The sequence below is a fragment of the Alkalihalobacillus pseudalcaliphilus genome (assembly GCF_028610675.1).
In the GTDB taxonomy this organism is placed as follows: domain Bacteria; phylum Bacillota; class Bacilli; order Bacillales; family Bacillaceae_D; genus Alkalihalobacillus; species Alkalihalobacillus pseudalcaliphilus.
The window spans coordinates 1-20,592 of record NZ_JAQQWS010000020.1 but is presented as its reverse complement, the minus strand read 5'-3'; the positions used below and the strand labels follow the sequence as shown (position 1 = coordinate 20,592).

18 protein-coding genes, 1 pseudogene and 2 riboswitches are annotated in these 20,592 nt (G+C 36.4%); of the genes and pseudogenes, 18 read left to right on the top strand and 1 reads right to left on the bottom strand.

The features are described from left to right. Positions 1–9 precede the first annotated feature (9 nt). From PQ479_RS20975 to PQ479_RS20930, 10 genes are all read left to right on the top strand, one after another. Positions 10–1,761 carry an ABC transporter ATP-binding protein gene (locus PQ479_RS20975; protein WP_047990716.1) on the top strand — a complete coding sequence of 584 codons (1,752 nt, stop codon included), beginning with the start codon at positions 10–12 and terminating at the stop codon, positions 1,759–1,761. Beyond that, positions 1,758–3,779 carry an ABC transporter ATP-binding protein gene (locus PQ479_RS20970; protein ID WP_047990692.1) on the top strand — a complete coding sequence of 674 codons (2,022 nt, stop codon included), beginning with the start codon at positions 1,758–1,760 and terminating at the stop codon, positions 3,777–3,779. Before PQ479_RS20975 ends, PQ479_RS20970 begins: the two co-directional genes overlap by 4 nt. Positions 3,780–3,865: 86 nt before the next feature. Beyond that, positions 3,866–4,459, top strand: coding sequence for a hypothetical protein (locus tag PQ479_RS20965; protein WP_273717196.1), 594 nt, complete (start codon positions 3,866–3,868; stop codon positions 4,457–4,459). A gap of 417 nt (positions 4,460–4,876) precedes the next feature. Further along, entirely contained in the window at positions 4,877–5,833 is a 957-nt protein-coding gene (locus tag PQ479_RS20960; protein ID WP_047990694.1) for an AAA family ATPase, read from the top strand. Beyond that, the gene (locus tag PQ479_RS20955; protein WP_047990695.1) at positions 5,830–6,996 is read left to right on the top strand and encodes a DUF58 domain-containing protein; all 1,167 of its coding nucleotides are present in this window, start codon (positions 5,830–5,832) and stop codon (positions 6,994–6,996) included. Before PQ479_RS20960 ends, PQ479_RS20955 begins: the two co-directional genes overlap by 4 nt. A gap of 12 nt (positions 6,997–7,008) precedes the next feature. Next, positions 7,009–9,216, top strand: coding sequence for a transglutaminase TgpA family protein (locus PQ479_RS20950; RefSeq protein ID WP_047990696.1), 2,208 nt, complete (start codon positions 7,009–7,011; stop codon positions 9,214–9,216). Positions 9,217–9,260: 44 nt separating this feature from the next. Further along, a riboswitch (purine riboswitch) is annotated at positions 9,261–9,362 on the top strand. Between the two features lie 284 nt (positions 9,363–9,646). After that, positions 9,647–11,188 carry a glutamine-hydrolyzing GMP synthase gene (gene guaA, locus PQ479_RS20945; RefSeq protein ID WP_047990697.1) on the top strand — a complete coding sequence of 514 codons (1,542 nt, stop codon included), beginning with the start codon at positions 9,647–9,649 and terminating at the stop codon, positions 11,186–11,188. Positions 11,189–11,579: 391 nt separating this feature from the next. Beyond that, complete coding sequence (locus tag PQ479_RS20940) at positions 11,580–12,365, top strand: TetR/AcrR family transcriptional regulator (RefSeq protein ID WP_047990698.1); 786 nt, start codon at positions 11,580–11,582, stop codon at positions 12,363–12,365. Positions 12,366–12,455: 90 nt separating this feature from the next. Beyond that, complete coding sequence (locus PQ479_RS20935) at positions 12,456–13,442, top strand: alpha/beta fold hydrolase (RefSeq protein ID WP_047990699.1); 987 nt, start codon at positions 12,456–12,458, stop codon at positions 13,440–13,442. Between the two features lie 78 nt (positions 13,443–13,520). Then, positions 13,521–13,712, top strand: a complete 192-nt coding sequence (locus PQ479_RS20930; protein ID WP_083991368.1) for a cysteine-rich KTR domain-containing protein — start codon at positions 13,521–13,523, stop codon at positions 13,710–13,712. Between the two features lie 330 nt (positions 13,713–14,042). Here the strand turns inward: PQ479_RS20930 and PQ479_RS21970 are convergent, their stop codons facing one another. Next, positions 14,043–14,135 (bottom strand): helix-turn-helix domain-containing protein, encoded by a 93-nt coding sequence (locus PQ479_RS21970; protein WP_083991370.1) that lies wholly within the window; start codon positions 14,133–14,135, stop codon positions 14,043–14,045. 283 nt (positions 14,136–14,418) lie between these two features. On the opposite strand from PQ479_RS21970, the gene PQ479_RS20920 reads away from it, so the two are divergent. The 8 genes and pseudogenes from PQ479_RS20920 (at position 14,419) to PQ479_RS20885 (ending at position 19,639) form a co-directional block, all read left to right on the top strand. Further along, complete coding sequence (locus PQ479_RS20920) at positions 14,419–14,997, top strand: TetR/AcrR family transcriptional regulator (protein ID WP_047990700.1); 579 nt, start codon at positions 14,419–14,421, stop codon at positions 14,995–14,997. A 14-nt stretch (positions 14,998–15,011) separates the two neighbouring features. After that, positions 15,012–15,755, top strand: a complete 744-nt coding sequence (locus PQ479_RS20915) for an ABC transporter ATP-binding protein (protein ID WP_047990701.1) — start codon at positions 15,012–15,014, stop codon at positions 15,753–15,755. Continuing rightward, positions 15,739–16,446 carry an ABC transporter permease gene (locus PQ479_RS20910; RefSeq protein WP_047990702.1) on the top strand — a complete coding sequence of 236 codons (708 nt, stop codon included), beginning with the start codon at positions 15,739–15,741 and terminating at the stop codon, positions 16,444–16,446. The genes PQ479_RS20915 and PQ479_RS20910 overlap by 17 nt, the downstream gene beginning before the upstream one ends. Then, positions 16,446–16,631 (top strand): DUF308 domain-containing protein, encoded by a 186-nt coding sequence (locus tag PQ479_RS20905; RefSeq protein WP_047990703.1) that lies wholly within the window; start codon positions 16,446–16,448, stop codon positions 16,629–16,631. Before PQ479_RS20910 ends, PQ479_RS20905 begins: the two co-directional genes overlap by 1 nt. Before the next feature lie 19 nt (positions 16,632–16,650). Further along, positions 16,651–16,929 carry a hypothetical protein gene (locus PQ479_RS20900; protein WP_047990704.1) on the top strand — a complete coding sequence of 93 codons (279 nt, stop codon included), beginning with the start codon at positions 16,651–16,653 and terminating at the stop codon, positions 16,927–16,929. Positions 16,930–17,429: 500 nt separating this feature from the next. Further along, positions 17,430–17,556, top strand: a pseudogene (locus PQ479_RS20895) (sigma-70 family RNA polymerase sigma factor); the annotation flags it as partial. Then, positions 17,553–17,819, top strand: a complete 267-nt coding sequence (locus PQ479_RS20890) for a helix-turn-helix domain-containing protein (protein ID WP_047990705.1) — start codon at positions 17,553–17,555, stop codon at positions 17,817–17,819. The pseudogene PQ479_RS20895 and the gene PQ479_RS20890, both read left to right, overlap by 4 nt. A gap of 250 nt (positions 17,820–18,069) precedes the next feature. Then, positions 18,070–18,171, top strand: a riboswitch (purine riboswitch). Between the two features lie 169 nt (positions 18,172–18,340). After that, on the top strand, positions 18,341–19,639 hold the full coding sequence (locus tag PQ479_RS20885; protein WP_047990717.1) for an NCS2 family permease: 1,299 nt from the start codon (positions 18,341–18,343) through the stop codon (positions 19,637–19,639). Positions 19,640–20,592: the final 953 nt, after the last annotated feature.

Genomic DNA, 20,592 nt, shown 5'->3' with positions numbered 1-20,592 from the left:
AGTGAGTGTGTGTTTAGAATTTTTAAACAATTAGCATGGTTTTTTAAAGAAGAATGGAAAAGGTATACGTTGGCACTTGGTTTGCTTTTATTAGTCGGTATTCTTGATATTATTCCACCGAATTTAATTGGGCGGGCCATTGACTATTTCCAAATGGGTCAGTTAACGGGTACGGTTTTTTGGACATTAATTGTGATTCTTATTGTCGTAACGTTTGTTAGTTATGGTTTTACTTATATATGGATGTCGAGACTTTTTGGAGGTGCTTACGTTTTAGAAAGAAGTCTACGGAAGACTTTTATGAAGCATTTACTGAAAATGGATCCACCTTTTTATGAGAAGCAAAGAACAGGCGATTTAATGGCGAGGGGAACAAATGATTTAAAAGCGATTTCTATGACGGCTGGGTTTGGAATATTAACTTTAGTGGATTCAAGTATTTTTATGTTAACGGTGCTTGTAGCAATGTGTGTGCTTGTTGATTGGAAACTCACATTAGCCGCAATTTTACCGTTACCGATTATGGCTATTTTTATTTCTATTTTAGGGAAACAAATTCACGCCCGATTTACAGCCGCTCAAGATGCTTTTGGGAAACTGAATGACCGTGTGCTTGAATCTGTAGCAGGGATGCGTGTCATTAGAGCTTTTCGTAAAGAGCGATTGGATGAACAGAAGTTTGGAGATATGAGTGAAGATGTTTATAGGAAGAATCTACAGGTTGCCAAAACCGATGCTTTATTTGAACCGGCGGTAAATATTTTAGTTGGGTTAAGTTATGTGATAGGAATTGGATATGGGGCATTTCTTGTATTTCAACAACAGATTACACTCGGCCAGCTTGTTACCTTTAACATTTATTTAGGGATGATGATTTGGCCTATGTTTGCCATTGGTGAACTTATTAACATTTTACAACGAGGAAGTGCTTCCTTAGATCGTGTCAATCAAACATTGGCGATAAAAGAAGATGTAGCGGATCCGATCCAGCCAGTGGTTCAACCTTACCCTAGTAAACTCGATTTTTCACAAGTGACATTTCGTTACCCATCAACGAAGCAGGCACAGCTTCAAGATGTATCGGCATTGGCTAAAGCTGGTGAAACAATTGGCATTGTTGGGCGGACAGGAAGTGGAAAAACGACTTTTGTGAAGCAGTTACTCAAGTTTTACCCGCAAGGTGATGGCCATATTTATGTGGGGGATGTGCCGATTGAGGAACAAACGAAGGAGCAAGTTCGGACTTGGATTGGTTACGTTCCACAGGAGCACATTCTCTTTTCACAAAGTGTGGAAGCGAATATTAGGGTAGGTAAGGAAGAAGCAACTTCGGCTGAGCTTGAGAAAGCGATTAGGACTTCGGCTTTTCAACAGGATTTGGCTTTTTTACCTGATGGACTTGAAACGATGGTTGGTGAAAAAGGCGTGGCCCTATCTGGAGGACAGAAGCAACGGATCTCCATTGCACGAGCTTTGATTGCTGATCCGGAAATATTAATTTTGGATGATTCATTATCGGCTGTTGATGCAAAAACAGAAGCCTTGATTGTTGGTAATATTCAAGAAGAGAGAAAAGGGAAAACGACGATTATTACGACACATCGTATGTCCGCCATTGAACATGCCGATTTAATTCTGGTTCTTGATGAAGGGAAAGTCATTGAGAGCGGTACACATCAAGAGCTTGTTCAAGGGAATGGCTGGTACAAACAACAGGTCGATAGGCAGACGCTTGCACCTGAAGGAGGTGCTTTAGCATGACAGTAGGAAAACGTTTATATCAATACGCATTAACGAGCAAAAAGACGATTATATTTGCGTTGATTTTATTATCTGTCAGCGTGGCAGCAGAATTAACAGGTCCATTTATCGCTAAAACCATCATTGATGAACATATTATGGGTATTGAAGAGCCGTGGTATGATACGGGGGAACAAGAGAATGCGGTCCCATATCAAGGTGGCTGGTATATGCGTGAATCTCGGATTCCGGATGGGGTTGAACCTGGGAATGCGTTACAAATTGTGCAAGTGGGATTAAATTTTTATGTGACAGATGAGCTTCTACCTTTTGATGGTGAGAAGACCTTTGAAAATGGTCAGTTAACAGTTACGCATGGTGATAATAGCTATACAGCTTCGGCGATACCTCTTTCAGCTTCTGAGGTATTAAGTTTTTATCAGCCTGAAATGATGCCAGTTGTTTATTGGTTATTATTTTATCTAGGGTTAATTCTCTTTGCTTCGTTCTTCCAATATGGGCAGCGCTTTTACTTACAGAAAGCAGCCAATCGAATTATTCAGAGGTTAAGAACGGACGTATTTGATCATTTATCTCGCTTACCTGTGCGATTTTTTGACAACCTACCAGCAGGGAAGGTTGTGGCTCGAGTAACAAATGATACAGAGGCGGTACGTGAGTTATATGTGGCTGTACTCGCGAACTTCTTCTCGAGTGTCATTTATATGATTGGTATTTATACAGCTCTATTTTTGTTGGACATGAGATTAGCAATTGGTGCACTTATACTCATTCCGATTTTATATGTATGGGTAAAGTTGTACCGTAAGTTTGCGTCTAAATATAATCATGAAATTAGGTCGAAAAATAGTGAAATTAATGCTTCTTTAAATGAGTCGATTCAAGGCATGGAAGTCATTCAAGCCTTTAGAAAAGAGCCTCAGCGAGAAGAGAAGTTTGCGTTATTAAATGATCAGCACTTTCAAGCACAAAATAAAATGTTAAGGCTTAACTCGATGACATCTCATAATTTAACAGGTGTACTCAGAAACTTGATCTTGGTTGCGTTAATTTGGTTTTTAGGTGGAGCACAAACAGGTGTAGGGGCGATGCTTTCTGTTGGTGTCCTTTATGCATTTGTTGATTACATGAATCGCTTATTCGAACCGATTAACCGGATTGTTAACCAATTAGCTAATTTAGAGCAGGCTCGTGTTGCTGGTGAACGTGTTTTTGAATTAATGGATGAAAAAGGAATTGATGTTTCAGAGGAAAAAATGGAACGTCCCAAAGGCTCGGTTGTTTTTGATAAGGTGAGCTTTTGCTATAAAGAGGATGAGTACGTATTAAAGGATTTATCTTTTGAAGCGAAGCCTGGTGAGACGATTGCATTAGTTGGACATACGGGTTCAGGTAAAAGTTCTATTATGAATTTATTATTCCGCTTTTATGATTGTCAAAAGGGTGAAATTCGTCTGGATGGTAAAAACATTCAAGACATTCCTCGTCAGACACTCCGTGAGCATATGGGAATCGTCTTGCAAGAGCCTTACTTATTCACAGGAACGATTGCAACGAATATTACCTTAGGCAGAAGTGACATAAGTCGGGAGCAAGTAGAGGAAGCGCTTCGTCTTGTTGGCGGATATGACGTTTTCTCAAGAATGGATAACATTCTTGATGAAGAGGTGAAGGAGAAAGGAAGTACACTTTCTAGTGGTGAGCGACAGTTAATTAGCTTTGCTCGTGCATTAGTTGTAAATCCTGCTATTCTTGTGTTGGATGAAGCCACATCGAATATTGATACAGAAACAGAAACCATTATTCAGCAAGCGATGGACACTTTAAAAACAGGTAGAACGACCTTTATTATTGCTCATCGATTATCCACAATCAAAAATGCCGATCAGATTTTAGTTTTAGATAAAGGGCATATTACGGAGAAGGGTACACATCATGAATTAATGGAGCGAAACGGTCATTATGCCAAAATGTATCAACTACAGCAGCAGGTTAAAGAAGAAACAAAAGCTGTATAAAAAATGAAATGTGAAAAACTTGTTAGTGTCACCTTTTGGGAGGGGCTAACAAGTTTTTTTGTTTTGTTTTCGGGGGGAGGGGCGAAATGAGACGAGAGATTGGTGGGTGCACGAAGAGGCGGTTTATGTGCAGATACGGAAGGAGAAAGGGCTGGTATCTGTACAAAGAGGCGGTTTATGTGCAGATATGGAAGGAGAAAGGGCTGGTATCTGTACAAAGAGGCGGTTTATGTGCAGATACGGAAGGAGAAAGGGTTGGTATCTGTACAAAGAGGCGGTTTATGTGCAGATACGGAAGGAGAAAGGGCTGGTATCTGTACAAAGAGGCGGTTTATGTGCAAATACGGAAGGAGGAAGGGCTGGTATCTGTACGAAGAGGCGGTTTATGTGCAGATACGGAAGGAGGAAGGGCTGTTATCTGTACAAAGAGGCGGTTTATGTGCAGATACGGAAGGAGGAAGGGTTGTTATCTGTACAAAGAGGCGGTTTATGTGCAGATATGGAAGGAGAAAGGGCTGTTATCTGTACAAAAAGGCGGTTTATGTGCAGATATGGAAGGAGGAAGAGTGTGTATCTGTACAAAGAGGCGGTTTATGTGCAGATATGGAAGGAGGAAGAGTGTGTATCTGCACAGAGGTGTTTACTGTGCACTTACTAAGGCTCCTCCGCTCAGTAAGTGACATGTTCGACCATTTTCGTGTGCTTACTATGCCTCACTTCTTCAGAATTTACCGAGGTATCAATAAAGAGACCTCCGTAAATGCTGAAGCAAATGAACGAGTAAATGAATAGGTGAACGCACGTGTACCAGCTCTAACTTCCCCAAAAAAACTGAATATAAGTTAACAAAAGTCGATAAATGAAAAAAAATGAAAATATGGTAGGTTTTCATCGTTTTTTGTAGAATAGAACTAGAGAAGAAAGTAGGAGAATGGAATGATGATGAATGTAGACGAGGATGATTGGGGATTTTTTTCAGATCATATTAGTACACATTTCCTAAAGTATGATCATAAACTATTTCTCTTTTCTCAAATAAATAAAACACTGACAATGATTTAACTTTGTATGTATAACAAAGAGAAACGGGGGCACAGATGACTGCTGCAAAACAAATTAATCAAATTATCGAAAATATAGAAAGAACGGTAGTTGGGAAACGAAAAGAAATCGAGCTCTGCCTGACGGCTTTATTGGCAGATGGCCATGTTTTATTAGAGGACGTTCCAGGAGTCGGAAAAACATTACTCGTGAAATCGATGGCACAGTCTATTGGTGCAGAGTTTAAAAGAATTCAATTTACGCCAGATTTGTTACCGTCAGATGTAACGGGTGTATCGATATATAATCAACAGTCGCAATCGTTCACTTTTAGACCAGGACCGATTATGGCAAATATTGTTTTGGCTGATGAAATCAATCGAACCTCACCTAAAACACAATCAGCTTTACTTGAATCGTTAGAAGAAGCGAGTATAACGATTGATGGGGAAACTCGTCATTTAAGCAAACCTTTTTTTGTGATGGCTACACAAAACCCGGTCGAATATGCGGGGACATTTCCTTTACCAGAGGCACAGTTAGATCGATTTTTAATCAAACTTCAAATTGGGTATCCGAGTATCAATGAAGAGCTTGAAATGTTAAGTCGGATTGAAGAAGGTATGATGGATGATGGTATTGCTCCTGTTTTAACAACTGAACAAATCCTAGCGCTTCAAGAAGAAGTGAATCGTGTTCGGGTTGATGTCCAGGTTAAATCGTATATCGTACGTTTAACCCACGCCACGAGAGCACACCGTTCTGTGGATCTCGGTGTAAGTCCACGTGGGACAATTGCGTTAATGAAAGCAGCACAAGCGTATGCTCTTATTCAAGGGAGAAGTTTTGTGATTCCTGATGATGTCAAACATCTCGCAATGAATGTATTGAGTCATCGAATCCTCTTAACGACTGATGCCAAATTGGCGAATATTACGATTTCTCATATTTTAAAAGACATTTTAAAAAGAACAGAAGTGCCAGTTGTTAAATCAAGGGCGTTATCATCGTGAAAAAAGTAAAAGTACCTAAAGCGCTTCAATCAACGCTAAAAATAATTTTGTTAATCGTTACAGTGATTAGTGTGTTTGCCTATGCGATGTTTCAGGGGCAGTTTGTAGCGTGGTTTTTATTTTATAGTGTCATTACAGTAATTGGTATAACGCTCCTTTTCTTTATAATGCCTTTCAAAGGATTTGAGGTTTCACGCATTATTCAACCTGACGTCGTTAAAGCGGGTGACCACATACAGGTTGACATACATATTAGGAAGAAATCCTATATGCCCTTTTTTTATATGAGGGTACGTGATCGTGTAGTCGATCATTTAGGTGATGTTAATCAATCAGGTGCTTTCTTTTTCTTTACCTTTCAGAAGGAATTTACCTACAGTTATACAATTCATGAAGTAAAAAGAGGGCAATTTGAATTTGAGTACGTAGAATTGTATTTCGGTGATTTATTTGGTTTTTTTGAGAAAAAAAGAGTGATCGCATGTCAAACAATGGTTCATGTCTACCCGAGGTATCAACGTATTCAGCATTTACCTCATAGTAAGCAAACAGAGTCGATTGAGGGCAAAATAAAGACAAAAGAACTTGGTGAGGAACGAAATCTTTCGACTGTCCGTCATTACATACCTGGTGACAAATTAACAAGTATTGACTGGAAGCAGTCGGCACGGTCGATGGAGTTAATGACGAAGGAATTTGAATCATTCCGCGGTGAAGGTGTTGTGATTGTTTATGATCCCTATGTATATGCTAATGATGAGAAAGTGTTTGAGAAGTCGATTGAATTAGCAGCCTCGATTTTGGTTACTTTTTTAGCGTCACAGAGCTCTGTCACGCTCTCTGTTAGATTAGAAGATTGGGTCGTTAAGGAGATCTCAGCTAATCATTTATACAAAGGATTAGAGATTTTCTCTGAAGTTAAAGGGTTAGAACAACCGTTAAGTATTGATAAAATCTATGATCGATGGCTAGAGTCAACCGTATATTTTGTATGTGCGGAATTAACAAAGGAAACGGTACAAGCCCTGACAAAGTTGAAGCAGAGGCGGATTGGAATTGAGGTTTGTCTTGTTCATAAAACAGAAAGAGAACAGAGATTGATTCACGAACTTGATAGAGTTGGTATTAAAACTAATTATTTTTATTTATCGGGAAGTAAATAGAGGAGGACGAGCATGTTTAAGAACAAGAAGCTGGAGTTTGGTCGGGACTTCCTCTTATACGTTTTGAGTTTTTTGCTGTTAATTGAGTGGATTTTACCATTACCACAAGTAACTGATACTGGTTATATATTTTTATTTGTGCTGGTAACAGCGGTATTTTTTATCCTTACTTTTATGCAATTACCCATATTTATATCTGCGTTAATTAAGTTCGGTTTAATCGCTTTTAGTTTAAAGATCATGTTTTTTGAAGGGTCATTTTTATCGATTGATTGGGTGTTGGCGTTATTTGCAGACTTATCCCAAAATATATCGTATTTATTAAGTGGCCAATTTCAAGATTTGACGGATATTTTTCGGAGCTTTTTATTTTTCCTTTTACTAGCGATATTAAGTTATTTACTTTTTTATTGGACGGTCTTTGTAAGAAGGACTTTATTCTTTTTTATATTCACGATTGTTTATGTGGCGGTCATTGATACGTTTACCTTGTATGAGGCGAATTATGCAATTATTCGCGTTTTTATTGTTGGTTTTCTATTAGTTGGGCTTTCTGCTGTTTATAGAATGATAGAGAAGGAAAGCCTAAATGAGGTTTCTAAAAGTGTACCGGTTCGCTTAGGTATCATGATGGCGACCATACTTATTTTGGCAAGTGCTTTTGCAATTAGTATGCCCAAAAATGAAGCGGTTTGGGAGGATCCGATGCCAGGTATACGCCAGGTATTAGGTCTTTCTGGCTCTGGTGGTTCTGTACAGAGAATTGGTTATGGGACTAATGATGAAAGGCTTGGCGGTGGATTTATTCAAGATACTACGCCGCTTTTTCAAGCTGAAACAACAAGAGGTCATTACTGGCGAGGAGAAACGAAGGATTATTATACGGGTCATGGTTGGGAAACGACAACACCACAGCAAGGGACCTGGAATGAATTTAGTGATTATGAGGAAGAGGATGAAATTTTAACAGCGATAGTTTCATTTGTGGATGAAGAAAAAGCGGTGTTCCCTCACATTTTTTACCCGGGGGAATTCTTAGAGCTTGACCAAAACATCCTCAATGGCTCTAGCTTTGAAAATGGCGAAGGGGCGATATACGACTGGGGATTAGATGCTTTTACGACAAAGGTGAGTGTGTATGACACGGACTATAATGATGTCACCTTAGATTATTATGGGCTGACGTACGCATATCCGACGTATAATTTGGATGAATTACGTGAAATAACGGTTGATTCCATAACTAATGGCGACATTTATGATTATTATTTGCAGCTACCAGATGAGCTGCCAGACCGAGTGAGGGAGCTTGCGGCTGAATTAATCGCCGATGAAACGAATGTATATGACCAAGCTAAAGCTATAGAGCGTTATTTGTCTGGGCCGGATTTTGAATACGAAACAGAAAATGTTCCTGTACCACAAGAAGGGCAAGACTACGTCGATCAATTCCTTTTTGATACGCAGCGAGGGTATTGTGATAATTTCTCGACTTCGATGGTTGTCTTGTTAAGGGCAAATGATATTCCGGCTAGATGGGTAAAGGGGTTTACCAATGGGAATATTATTGGCTCAGAAGGGGGCATTCACACGTATGAAGTGACCAATGGCAATGCCCATTCATGGGTAGAAGTGTATTTTGAAGGGGTTGGCTGGGTGCCATTTGAGCCTACAAAAGGGTATACACACTCATTTCCTTTTGCGTCTGACCAGCCTGAATTTGATGATGTTATGGATCCGGATGAAGCGCCTGACATGGAGACACCAGATATGGAAGAGCCAGATGAAGAAATGCTGGAAGAGGGTGAGCCAGTCGATGAAGAGGAAAATGCGTCTGGTACAGGTGGCACAGGAATTAGTATTAATTTAATTCCGGTGTTGATTGTATTAACGATTTTTCTATTAGTCGCTATTCTTTACCGTAAAAAAATAATGAAGCGCTTCATTATATGGAGATACACTCGTAGAGAAGATGAACAAGTTTTTGCGGATGCTTATGTAAATCTGCTTTGGTATTTAAAATGGCACGGTTATGAGCGGTATGAAGGAGAAACGTTAAGAGAGTACGCCGAGCGCATAGATGCGGAAGTTGGACAAAAAAGAATGACGATTTTAACGGAAGATTATGAGCGTATTTTATATGGGGGAATTGTTGATCGGGATTGTTGGAAAAATCAAAAACAACGTTGGGTTGAGGTTGTTCAAAAAATCACCGCTTGACCAGTGTTTTTCCTGTTGTTAAAATGTAGCCAAGCTTAAAAAAAAGTGTATAGAGTAAAAACCTTCGTATATCCTTAGGAATAAGGCCTAAGAGTATCTACCGGGCTACCGTAAAAAGTCTGACTATGAAGGCAGAATAGATCATGCTAGAATTCTGCCTTTTTTTCGTTTGTTCGGAGATAATTGGTAAATTCTAGTTTTTTCTTTTGCGTGACGTTCCAGAAAGTGAGATGTCGAGCGTGTGCTAAACGAAAGATGTTACTGATTCGCTTGGCGTGTGATAAACTATTTACTTTTGTGAAAGGCTATACCGTATCATTAATTCCTTAAGTAGGGTGGAATGTTGGAGAGTTCTATGCAAGCTTTATGTCTTTTTGAAGTAGACAGCAATTTTGAGCGAGATTTTTAATTGAGAAAAGGTGGGAACAGGATGAATGAATTAAATCAAGAAATCGTTGTTGTACTCGATTTTGGTGGGCAATACAATCAATTAATTACGCGTCGTATTCGTGATTTAGGTGTATACAGTGAGTTGCACTCGTATAAAATTACGGCGGAAGAATTAAAAGGGATGAATGTAAAGGGGATTATTTTCTCTGGAGGACCTAACAGTGCATATGCTGAAGGTGCCCCGCATTGCGACCCTGCGATTTTTGATTTAGGTATTCCAATTCTAGGAATTTGTTATGGTATGCAACTTATGACACAGCATTTTGGTGGGAAAGTAGATGCTGCTGATCACCGTGAATATGGAAAAGCAAACATTAATGTAGAAAATCAATCAGAAATCTTTAAAGGTTTACCGATTGAGCAATCTGTTTGGATGAGTCATGGTGACTTAATTTTAGCACCGCCGGCTGGCTTTGTTGTAGATGCATCTAACCCTTCATGCCCAGTTGCGGCTATGAGTAATGAAGAGAAGAAATTTTATGGTGTGCAGTTCCATCCTGAAGTAAGACATTCTCAATTTGGGAATGAGTTATTAAAGAATTTCGTTTATGAAGTTTGTCAATGTGAAGGCGAATGGTCGATGGAAAACTTTATCGATCTTGAAATTGAAAAAGTAAGAGAGCTTGTTGGTAATAAAAATGTATTATGTGCTTTAAGTGGTGGTGTTGATTCATCTGTTGTTGCTGTTCTATTGCATAAGGCGATTGGCGATCAGTTAACATGTATGTTTATCGATCATGGCTTATTACGAAAAGATGAAGCGGAAGGCGTTATGAAAACCTTTAGTGAAGGATTTAACATGAAGGTAATCAAAGTAGACGCGAAAGAACGCTTTATGGACAAGTTAAAAGGTGTATCTGATCCAGAAGAGAAGCGTAAAATTATCGGTAATGAGTTCATTTATGTGTTTGAGGAAGAGACAAACCAGTTAACGGATATGGATTTCTTAGCTCAAGGGACACTTTACACAGATATTATTGAAAGTGGTACAGATACGGCTCAAACGATTAAATCGCATCATAATGTTGGTGGGCTTCCTGAAGATATGAAGTTTAAGTTAATCGAACCGTTAAGTGCCTTATTTAAGGATGAAGTTCGAGCGTTAGGCTCGGAGTTAGGTATTCCAGATGAGATTGTTTGGCGCCAACCTTTTCCTGGTCCAGGTCTTGGAATTCGCGTATTAGGAGAAATTACAGAAGAGAAGCTAGAAATAGTTAGAGAATCTGATGCGATTTTACGCGAAGAAATTAAAAAAGCTGGCCTAGATCGTGAAATTTGGCAGTATTTCACAGCTTTACCGAACATGAGAAGTGTAGGGGTTATGGGTGATGGTAGAACGTACGATTACACAGTAGGCATTCGTGCGGTTACATCAATTGATGGTATGACTTCTGACTGGGCTCGGATTCCATGGGATGTTCTTGAATTAATTTCAACTCGAATTGTTAATGAGGTTAAGCATGTAAACCGCGTTGTTTATGATGTTACATCGAAGCCGCCAGCAACGATCGAGTGGGAATAAGACTACAACTTAATTTGAAGTGGGAATACCTTTTAACAGCATTTGCCCGAAGCTAAAATGGACAAAATAAGCTAAAAATAAGATAGTTCCCTGACAAAAGCCCTGCCAAGGAAAAATATTGGCAGGGAATTTTGTTTTTGCGTTGGATTTTGGCAGGGAATGACTTTCTGTATAAACAGCGGGCTATAATGCTCAAGATTAAATGTTGAATATACATAGATGTTAATCTGGATTTTTACCGATTAGGTTAATTTTGTATGGAGAGAAGTGTAGTTAGAGTAAATAGAAAAAATAATTGACATTTCAAACATTTATTTAGTATTATATGAACATACTACAAGGTATGTATATGTAACAATGTGGTTAATGTTAAAGAATCGGAGGTATTTATTTGTCAGTTCGTGATAGAGTCTTTCAAGTTGCAGAAAAATTACTTGAAACAAAGCAGTTTGATCAAATTACTTTTGCCGAAATTGCGGACTCAGCTGATGTTCATTGGACAACGGTTAGAAGATATTTTGGTAATAAGGAAAATATGAGGGTTTGGCTAAAGGAAAAGCAAACAAATATGAAAGAAGTTTTTACTGATACGAGAACTTTAATCATCGAAGCAGGTACAAGAGTATTTTCTGTTAAAGGTTATGTAAATTCATCGCTAGACAAAGTTGCCTATGAGGCTGGAATGACGAAAGGTGCAGTTTATTGGCACTTTTCTAGTAAGCAGGATTTGTTTCTGACTATTTTAGAACATAATTTAACCCAACAGCTTAAAGTTCTTCCATCACAAATAGATAGAATATTAACTGCGGATAATCCAGAAATAGCCTTAACAAATTGGCTTAAATCGCAATTTGACTTTATTGAACTTGATGAAGGTTCTTCAAGACTTTTTCTAGAGTTTGTTGTATCAAGTAGAGAACCTGAAATTCATAAAAAGCTACAAGTGATTCATGGGAAAATTATTTCTGGTGTCGGTATTTATTTGGGTGAAATGCAGAAAAAAGGTCTTATTACTAATGAGTTAAATCCTGAATCTATTAGTGTTACGATTGACGCATTAATGAAAGGGATTTTAATTGAATACATTATTGACTCGACACATTTTAAAACAAAGCCTATATTTGAAACAATTTCTAAAGTTCTTTTGAATGGAATAGCACCAATAAAAGCTCCGTAATTTAATTACGGATTTCTATTACAATAAACATACTGAATAGTACGTTTTTATAATATTTTATAGTATGTAAATGATTTATTAAAAGGAGAAATGAAATTAAAATTGAAAAGAGGAAAGAAATTGATTATTGGATTAATAGTAATTTTGATACTGTTTTTAGGTTTATATGTTTATAACATAATTGAAATGAAGAATGGAGAAAATGCGTTCCCTCCAAAAGGCGAATTTATAACTGTTGATGGCGTGAAGCTACATTATTATACACAAGGAGAGGGTCAGCCAATTGTTTTCTTACATGGGGCCATGCTTTCTGGAAATGACTATAAGGATGTACTTCATTTAGTAGCTTCTCAAGGTTATCAGGGAATTGCATTTGACCGTCCTGGCTATGGTTATAGTGAAAGGTCGGAAGGAAATGTGACACCTATTTCTCAGGCAACATTAATTAGAAATGCTTTAAAAGAAATAGGAATTGATGAACCGATTATTATTGTTGGACATTCATGGAGCGGAACAATGACACTTTCTTATACACAGCAATTTCCAGACGAAGTGGAAGGCATTATATTGTTAGGAGCAGCTATGTATAAAGAAGGTTATCCAGCAGAAAACGGGGATACATTATCTAAAATAGTGACTACTCCCATTGTAGGTGATGTGTTGTTAAATACAATGTTGAAAACACCTTTAGGTAAGAATTTAGCTAGTAATACTGTAAGCTCAACTTTTTTTCCTGAAAATGCACCTGTGGGATATTTAGAGGAAACTATTGCATTAGGTTTTAGACCAAACCAATTTAAAGCTAATCGTGAGGATGTCTTAGAATTTCCCAAAACTTCTAAAGAAATAAGTGCAACTTATTCCGATATAGATAAACCTACTGTAATTGTAGTTGGTGAAGAGGACTCATTTGGAACTATTGAACAAGGTGAAAGATTAAATAACGAACTAAAGAACTCTGAATTACAAGTCATACCAGATATTGGTCACATGATACCTATGCTACATCCAACCGTTGTTTTTGAAGCAGTTGACCTACTTAATCGCATTAATTTTGATTTGAATGATAACGAATGAAGGTATATAAGAAACTGTTAAACGATGATACAGCTTTATATGTGAGAATGTAAATAGGATAAAAAAGGATAAGATTATATGATTGAAAAAAGCAAATGGATATACTGCCCGATTTGTCGTTCAAAAACACGCACTAAAGTATATATAGATACAATATTAATTAGTTTTCCTCTTTACTGTCCAAAGTGTAAGCAAGAAAGTTTAGTTGATATAAAAAAATATAAAATTACCATAGTTAAAGAGCCAGACGCTAAGACGCAGAGCCGATAATTTTGAGGATAATATGTCTCAATTTATCGGCTCTTTTTAGAGAAATTTAAGTTCATTCGTCTCTTATTGTTTTTGTTTTTTTCTGATGTTGGTGATTTCTCCTCAATCAGTTTGCGACAACAGATAATCATCCAACTGACTTTCAAATCTTTACACTCAATAAATTATCAGTTGGTATTGAGAATGACTTATTGAGTGAGGCATGACGTGAGTTGCCAGATAGGAAACGTGAAGTTCCGTAAAAAGATTTTGTGTTTTTGGATTTAAACCTTCTTTCCACATTTCATCAGGTGAATGGCTAAATTCCCTTCCAGTGATTAGATAGTCTATTTAAACGTTAAACAAATCTGATAATTTTTTCAAAAGTTTGTAATCAGGTTTCCTACTATTGGTTTCATATTGAGATAAAGAAGAGTGAGTAATTTTTAACCTATTTTCTAATTATTGGGTGTTATTGTGGATGGAGAGACATACTTGTTATGTGCTCTCCTTTATATATATGCCTATTTTTCTTAACATACGATTCAAAATTTTAATTTTTGTATGCGGACTTTCCATTTTAATGTGCAATATAAAAAGATAAAATTTAATTTATACTTTAGAATTGAACTTTTGATTGACAAAAATACAATAACAAAAGTAAAGTAAACTTATGACTAAAAAAATTTTTTAGGTCATAAGTTTAGTGGAGGTGGAGGGATAACCTGTGGTAAGGAGTTTTTCTGAAACGGAAAAAGACAACATAAAAGACAAGTTAATTATTGAATGTGAAAAAAGTTGGGCCAGCTATGGATACAAGAAAACAAATATTGGTGAACTTTGTACGAAAGTTGGAATCTCTAAGGGAGCTTTTTATTTGTTTTTTGATTCTAAGGAATTATTATTTTGTAATGTACTGGACAATATTCAAGAAAGACTAATATATCTAATTGAAAAAACGTTTACTAAAACACCATCTAAAGAAGATATTTGCATAATGCTCAAACAAATATATCTTGAATATGATAAAACAAATATCCTCTCACAACGTAACAGCTCTGAATTTATCACTTTTTTAAATAGAGCTCCTGTGGAATGGAAGGAAAAAAGTCAAATTATCAACGACAATTTTATCTTAGAAACCATTTTTAACTCTAATCTCCAATTGAAGATGGATAAGCAAAAGGCAATGGGAATATTTAATGCCCTGCTTTCTGTCGTTACAAATAAAGAAACGATTGGATATGACCATTTTGAAGTATTTAACACACTGCTTGAAAGTGTTATTGATAAGATTTATGAATAGATGGGAGAGTCATTATGGAAAGTAACATGGCTATAAAAATAAGTAACCTTTCTAAATCTTTTGCTGACACTTTAATTATTAATGACTGTAATATGAACGTACCGCATGGTTCTATTTATGGTTTTTTAGGTGCAAATGGCTCTGGTAAAACAACAATATTCAAAATCATTATTGGCTTGCTTTCTCCTACAAATGGGACAGTTAAAATTATGGATATGGATGTTAAAAAAGAACGGAAAAAAATACTAAAAGAGATTGGAAGTTTAATTGAAGCTCCAACTTTTTATGAGCATTTATCAGCGATTGATAACTTAAAAATTCACCTTGCTTATATGAATACGAAAGGTTTTGGAGTGTTCGAAGCACTTGATATGGTTGGATTAGATGGAACGGATAAAAAACCGGTTGGGAAATTTTCACTCGGTATGAGACAGCGATTGGGCATTGCAAGAGCATTTATTCACAAACCTCAAATATTGATTTTAGACGAGCCAATAAATGGACTTGATCCTATGGGGATACGAGATATGCGAAACTTGTTCATTGAACTGACTAGAAATAATGGAATGACCATCTTGTTATCAAGTCATATCCTAAGTGAAATTGAACACCTTGCAGATATGATAGGCGTTCTTGTGAATGGAACAGTTTTACTAGAGGTTTCCTTACCGAAAATAAAAAAACAGTATGATGTAAGGCTGGAGGATTATTTCTTCCATGTAATGAGTGGAGGAAATAAATATGCTGAAACTTATTAGCTTAGAGCTTAAACGAAATAATTTTCGTACTTATGTAATGGCAAGTTTGATTACCTTTCTTATATTACTAGTATTCACATATTTTGTAGCGTATGTAGCACAAGTCGAGAGTGGAGCGTACGAAATTCAATTTCATAATTACACAAATATTTTTCGTTTTACAGGAACGATCAGCCTGATTATATTTAGTATTATGTCAGCTGTTATATATTCCCGTTTAATAATAAGCGAATATAAAGGCAAAAGAGTCGCATTGCTTTTTTCATACCCTATCAGTCGAAGGAAAATATTGTTGGCAAAGTTGCTTTTAGTGGTTATGTTTACCTCCATATCTATGCTCATTTGTACTTCAATACCATACATTGTATTTAGCATAACGGAATCTATTTCGCCTATTGTTCTACAGGATGTTATGTCAAAAGAAATCGTTATCTCTACACTTCAAATGCTGGCAATGGCTATTCTGGCTGTTGGTGGAATTGGAATTGTATCTATGAGGATTGGATTTATCAAAAAATCTATTCCAACAACACTGATAACAGCTTTTATCCTAAGTGCTACCTATGGTAACGCTGTTATTAGTACTAATCATGTCTTATCAGGTTTATTTATTTGTGGTATCGGTATTATTGTAACAGTATTTATTATGACTGAATTGTCAAATAAAGTTGATGAAATGGAGGTAGAATAATGGCATTTACTCCAACTGCCGTTCTTATAGCTATCATTGTTGCAACAATATTAATTATAACAGGTGTAATTGTTTTATTTGTTACGAGAAACAAACCCCAAAATAGAAAATGGGGTTGGCTAACAATTGTACTTGGAATCTGTGCGATAATTAGTGCCATTGTTAATAAAAATGGAATATTATAATTGAATGGAGAATTATATTATGAAAAATTATAATGAAAAAATGGTGAACTTATCAAAAGAGATTTCAAAAGATAATGTTGGTAAATCATGGGAAACCGCAAAGAAATTAACTCGTCCATCCAAAGCCACACGCATAGGTTCAGTGATTGGAACTTCCATAGGAACAGGTATTTTATGTGTGGGTTTAATAGGAGTTACATTAGGAAAAGGTGTTCTAGGAGCTAGTGGATTGGTAGCTGGACTTATTATGCTAGTAACTAATGTGAAAAATTATAAAAATAGTAAATTGCTTAAATAACACAAAGAAAAAGTAATGAGGTTAGTAAAAAAAACCATTATCTGGTAGTACGATTTTCGTACACTCAAGGTATATATATTATTTCTCAGACGACGGTTTAAATTACCGTCGTTTCTCTTTTTATACGGAAATCTACGGGGAAGGTTTAAACACATTTTTTACGAAATGGCGGCTTCTAGGAGGTAGTCGTCTGCAATATATTGTTAGACAACAATATTTGCTTTTTGAAACCTATCAAAAAAAGATTTTTTTCTCACTTCGGATAAGATATCCATAGATATAGTTTTTCTATACATATAGAACGATTTAGTAAAACACATAAACAGATGAAAGAGTCTGCTTATGTGTTTTTTTACCAGAAATGCAACAAATCCCCCTTTCGGATTGAGGGTAATTGTGAAGGGAGATAAACGAGCAAGGCTCACTGCCTTTCATGACAAGAAAGGGGGTCAGAAAAATGAAACCATCTTCTTTTCAAACAAAAATTGAACATCAGTTTGATTATACTGATGTATTATTTCATGGATATGAGTGATTCAGAAATTGCAGAACCGTTCTACCGTCTATCGAAACAGAAAAAGTGGACTAGCCTTAATAAAAAAGTTTATGGAGGGATTTGAAGATTGAAAACGCAATATCCTAGAATTTCATTTTCACTGATTGTAAAGGCTGTAGATGTTGACACAAAAGCGATTAATCAGATTCTACAATACTATAGGGGGTTTATCATCAAACGTTTCCTAGGTCTTTTGAAAGGTGAATATGGAAATCAAAATATAGTGGTTGATGAAGTCTTACGTGGAAGAATAGAAACCAGTCTGTTTACAAAGATTCTTTCATTTGACGTTAAGCTAAAAGTACTTGCTGAAAAAATGGGCAGGGAATATTAAGTTCAATTTCACTAAGAAAACTTATATGATTATAATGAAGATTAACACATGAAGATGGAATTGATTCCCTTCCAAAACCCTACCATAAGCAGAAGAAATTCACTTGAAAGCAATGATGCCAAGGGTTCTAGGTAGCCCACCGATAATTGAGTGGGAGTAAACGAACGATCCTTTACGTCTATTTAAAAAATGTTCGGATTTTTCGTTGACAGAAATAAGACTGATTGATAAACTTCTAATATATAAAAGTTTTAATTAGAAAGCATCATATCGTATAACTGCAGGGATAAGGTCTGCAAGTCTCTACCGAGCTACCGTAAATAGCTTGACTACGATTTTACCAGTCTTTATATATGTGAATACAATAAGGTGACTTTTTATTTCCATTTTGTATGTGCATGCATGAAAATTGTCGAAATTCGTAGCTTCGGGTAGATTCTTGCTCGGAGCTTTTTATATTTTCTTGAAAAGTCCGAGCGGTGCATGTGTCATGATGATGAGGAGGAAATATGTTGGAACGTATCGCAAAGTTCTTTAAGTTTAAGGAGAATAATACCGATTTACGTACAGAATCAGTAGCGGGGATGACGACATTTTTAGCTATGGCTTATATTTTGTTTGTGAATCCAGAAATGCTTGCTATTGCTGGAATGGATGCAGAAGCCGTGTTTGTTGCTACAGCTTTATCGGCAGCATTAGCGACTCTATTAATGGGTATACTTGCTAATTATCCAATCGCCTTAGCACCAGGTATGGGGCTAAATGCATTCTTCACGTTCTCAGTTGTCATTGGAATGGGTATCCCTTGGCAAGTTGCTTTATTTGGAGTATTTTGTTCTGGTATCTTATTTATGATTCTTTCTATTAGTAATATCCGTGAAACGATTATTAATGCAATTCCTGCGGAGATGAAATATGCAGCAGGTGCGGGTATCGGTCTTTTTATTGCCTTTATTGGTTTACAGAATACAGGTTTAATTCAATCTGATGAAGCAACAATTGTTACTTTCGGTAATTTAGCTGAACCTATGGCTTTACTTACTATTTTTGGTTTAGTTATTACGGTTGTTTTTTTAGTGATTGGTTTAAAAGGTGGAATTTTCTTTGGAATGATTGTTACTGCAATTGTCGGTATGATTTTTGGTATTATTAATACACCTGATGCCATTGTTGCTCCTATCCCGAGCTTGGAGCCAACTTTTGGTCAACTGTTTAATATTGAATGGTCTGATGTTTTTACTTTGCAATTATTAATTGTTATTTTAACTTTCTTATTTGTAGATTTCTTTGATACAGCAGGTACCTTATATGGTGTAGCGAACCAAGCTGGTTTTATAAAGGATAATAAGTTGCCACGTGCAGGGCGTGCTTTACTTGCTGACTCGACGGCGACGCCAATTGGGGCTATTTTAGGTACGTCAACGACAACTTCTTATGTTGAATCAGCTTCGGGTGTAGGTGCAGGTGGACGTACAGGTTTTACATCTGTTATAACAGCTTTATTTTTCATCGTTGCTTTATTTTTCTCTCCACTTTTGACGGTCGTAACACCGGCTGTTACTGGACCTGCTTTGATTTTAGTAGGGGTTATGATGGCTTCTGCTCTTAAGCAAATTGATTGGAATCGTTTAGAAGTTGCAATTCCTGCATTCTTTGTTGTTTTAGGTATGCCATTAACGTATAGTATTGCAACAGGTATTGCGATGGGTTTTATTTTCTACCCAATTACGATGATTTTTAAAGGTAAGGGTAAGGAAGTTCACCCGATTATGTATGGATTGTTTGTGGTTTTCTTATTGTATTTCATTTTCCTTAAATAGTAGAAAATAGAATGAACTGATAAACTGCTTCTCTTTTTATAAAGGGAGGCGGTTTTTATTTTATATGAAAGTGTACTTAGGGGCGATAGGATGTGCCTTGAAGTTAGTTGGAGTCTCCGCATGTTTTCTTCCGCTGGCTTATTGCTAATTCTCATGTTCACAAAAGCTATCCAATACCATTCTTCAAAAATGAAAATAACAAAAGCAAATTGAATGAAGTTCCACAAGTTAAAGAGCCAAACAAGACTTTCATATTTGTTGGTGGTGGTATACGTTCTAGTTCCGTTTGCGGGATGATGATTCATTTTTATATAGAAGAAAAACATTTAGGATGAAAAGTTAAATGTTTTTATAAAGGGCTATCTGTGAAGAGTTGAATTGAAACTTCGTAATACTTTGTGGAGAGTCATATAGTAAGTGAACAGGCGTTTGGAATTTCACTTGAGTTGTAGAGTGAGATGGCTGGCTCTTGTGTTTACGCATAATAATAATAATAATAATAATAATAAATGGATACTTATTTACTTGGGTATGAGATTTTTTATTTAATGTGATCTAAAGTACTATTGAAATAGCGAGTGCTTTGGGTAATGGTCAAATTAGTCGAATAAGTGCTGCTCCAGAATCTATGGATACTCTTTTCATGCTTATTAGTTGCGTTAGCGCAGCTTTATTTACGCTGGTGGATATGTGCTGATTATTGTTTTGATAAAAAAAGAAAAATTATTTTAGAAAAACTATTGTCAAAGCTAAATAGAAATGTTATATTATTTCTTGTCGTTACGAAGCGAATAAAGCTGAATAACAACGAAAAAAGTCGTTGACATCAAATTACAAAGATGTTACACTTATCAAGTCGCTGTCAGAGCGATACAGGTTCTTTGAAAACTGAACAAAAGCCAAGCGAATTAAAGAGATACAAGGTATCTCGTCAATTGTTAGTCACATTTTCT

Coding starts and splice junctions, on each gene's coding strand:
- PQ479_RS20970 (WP_047990692.1), top strand. CDS start 1,758: ATGACAGTAGGAAAACGTTTATATCAATACGCATTAACGAGCAAAAAG.
- guaA (WP_047990697.1), top strand. CDS start 9,647: ATGAATGAATTAAATCAAGAAATCGTTGTTGTACTCGATTTTGGTGGG.
- PQ479_RS20905 (WP_047990703.1), top strand. CDS start 16,446: ATGGCATTTACTCCAACTGCCGTTCTTATAGCTATCATTGTTGCAACA.
- PQ479_RS20930 (WP_083991368.1), top strand. CDS start 13,521: ATGATTGAAAAAAGCAAATGGATATACTGCCCGATTTGTCGTTCAAAA.
- PQ479_RS20950 (WP_047990696.1), top strand. CDS start 7,009: ATGTTTAAGAACAAGAAGCTGGAGTTTGGTCGGGACTTCCTCTTATAC.
- PQ479_RS20900 (WP_047990704.1), top strand. CDS start 16,651: ATGAAAAATTATAATGAAAAAATGGTGAACTTATCAAAAGAGATTTCA.
- PQ479_RS20965 (WP_273717196.1), top strand. CDS start 3,866: ATGAGACGAGAGATTGGTGGGTGCACGAAGAGGCGGTTTATGTGCAGA.
- PQ479_RS20960 (WP_047990694.1), top strand. CDS start 4,877: ATGACTGCTGCAAAACAAATTAATCAAATTATCGAAAATATAGAAAGA.
- PQ479_RS20915 (WP_047990701.1), top strand. CDS start 15,012: ATGGAAAGTAACATGGCTATAAAAATAAGTAACCTTTCTAAATCTTTT.
- PQ479_RS20910 (WP_047990702.1), top strand. CDS start 15,739: ATGCTGAAACTTATTAGCTTAGAGCTTAAACGAAATAATTTTCGTACT.
- PQ479_RS20935 (WP_047990699.1), top strand. CDS start 12,456: ATGAAATTAAAATTGAAAAGAGGAAAGAAATTGATTATTGGATTAATA.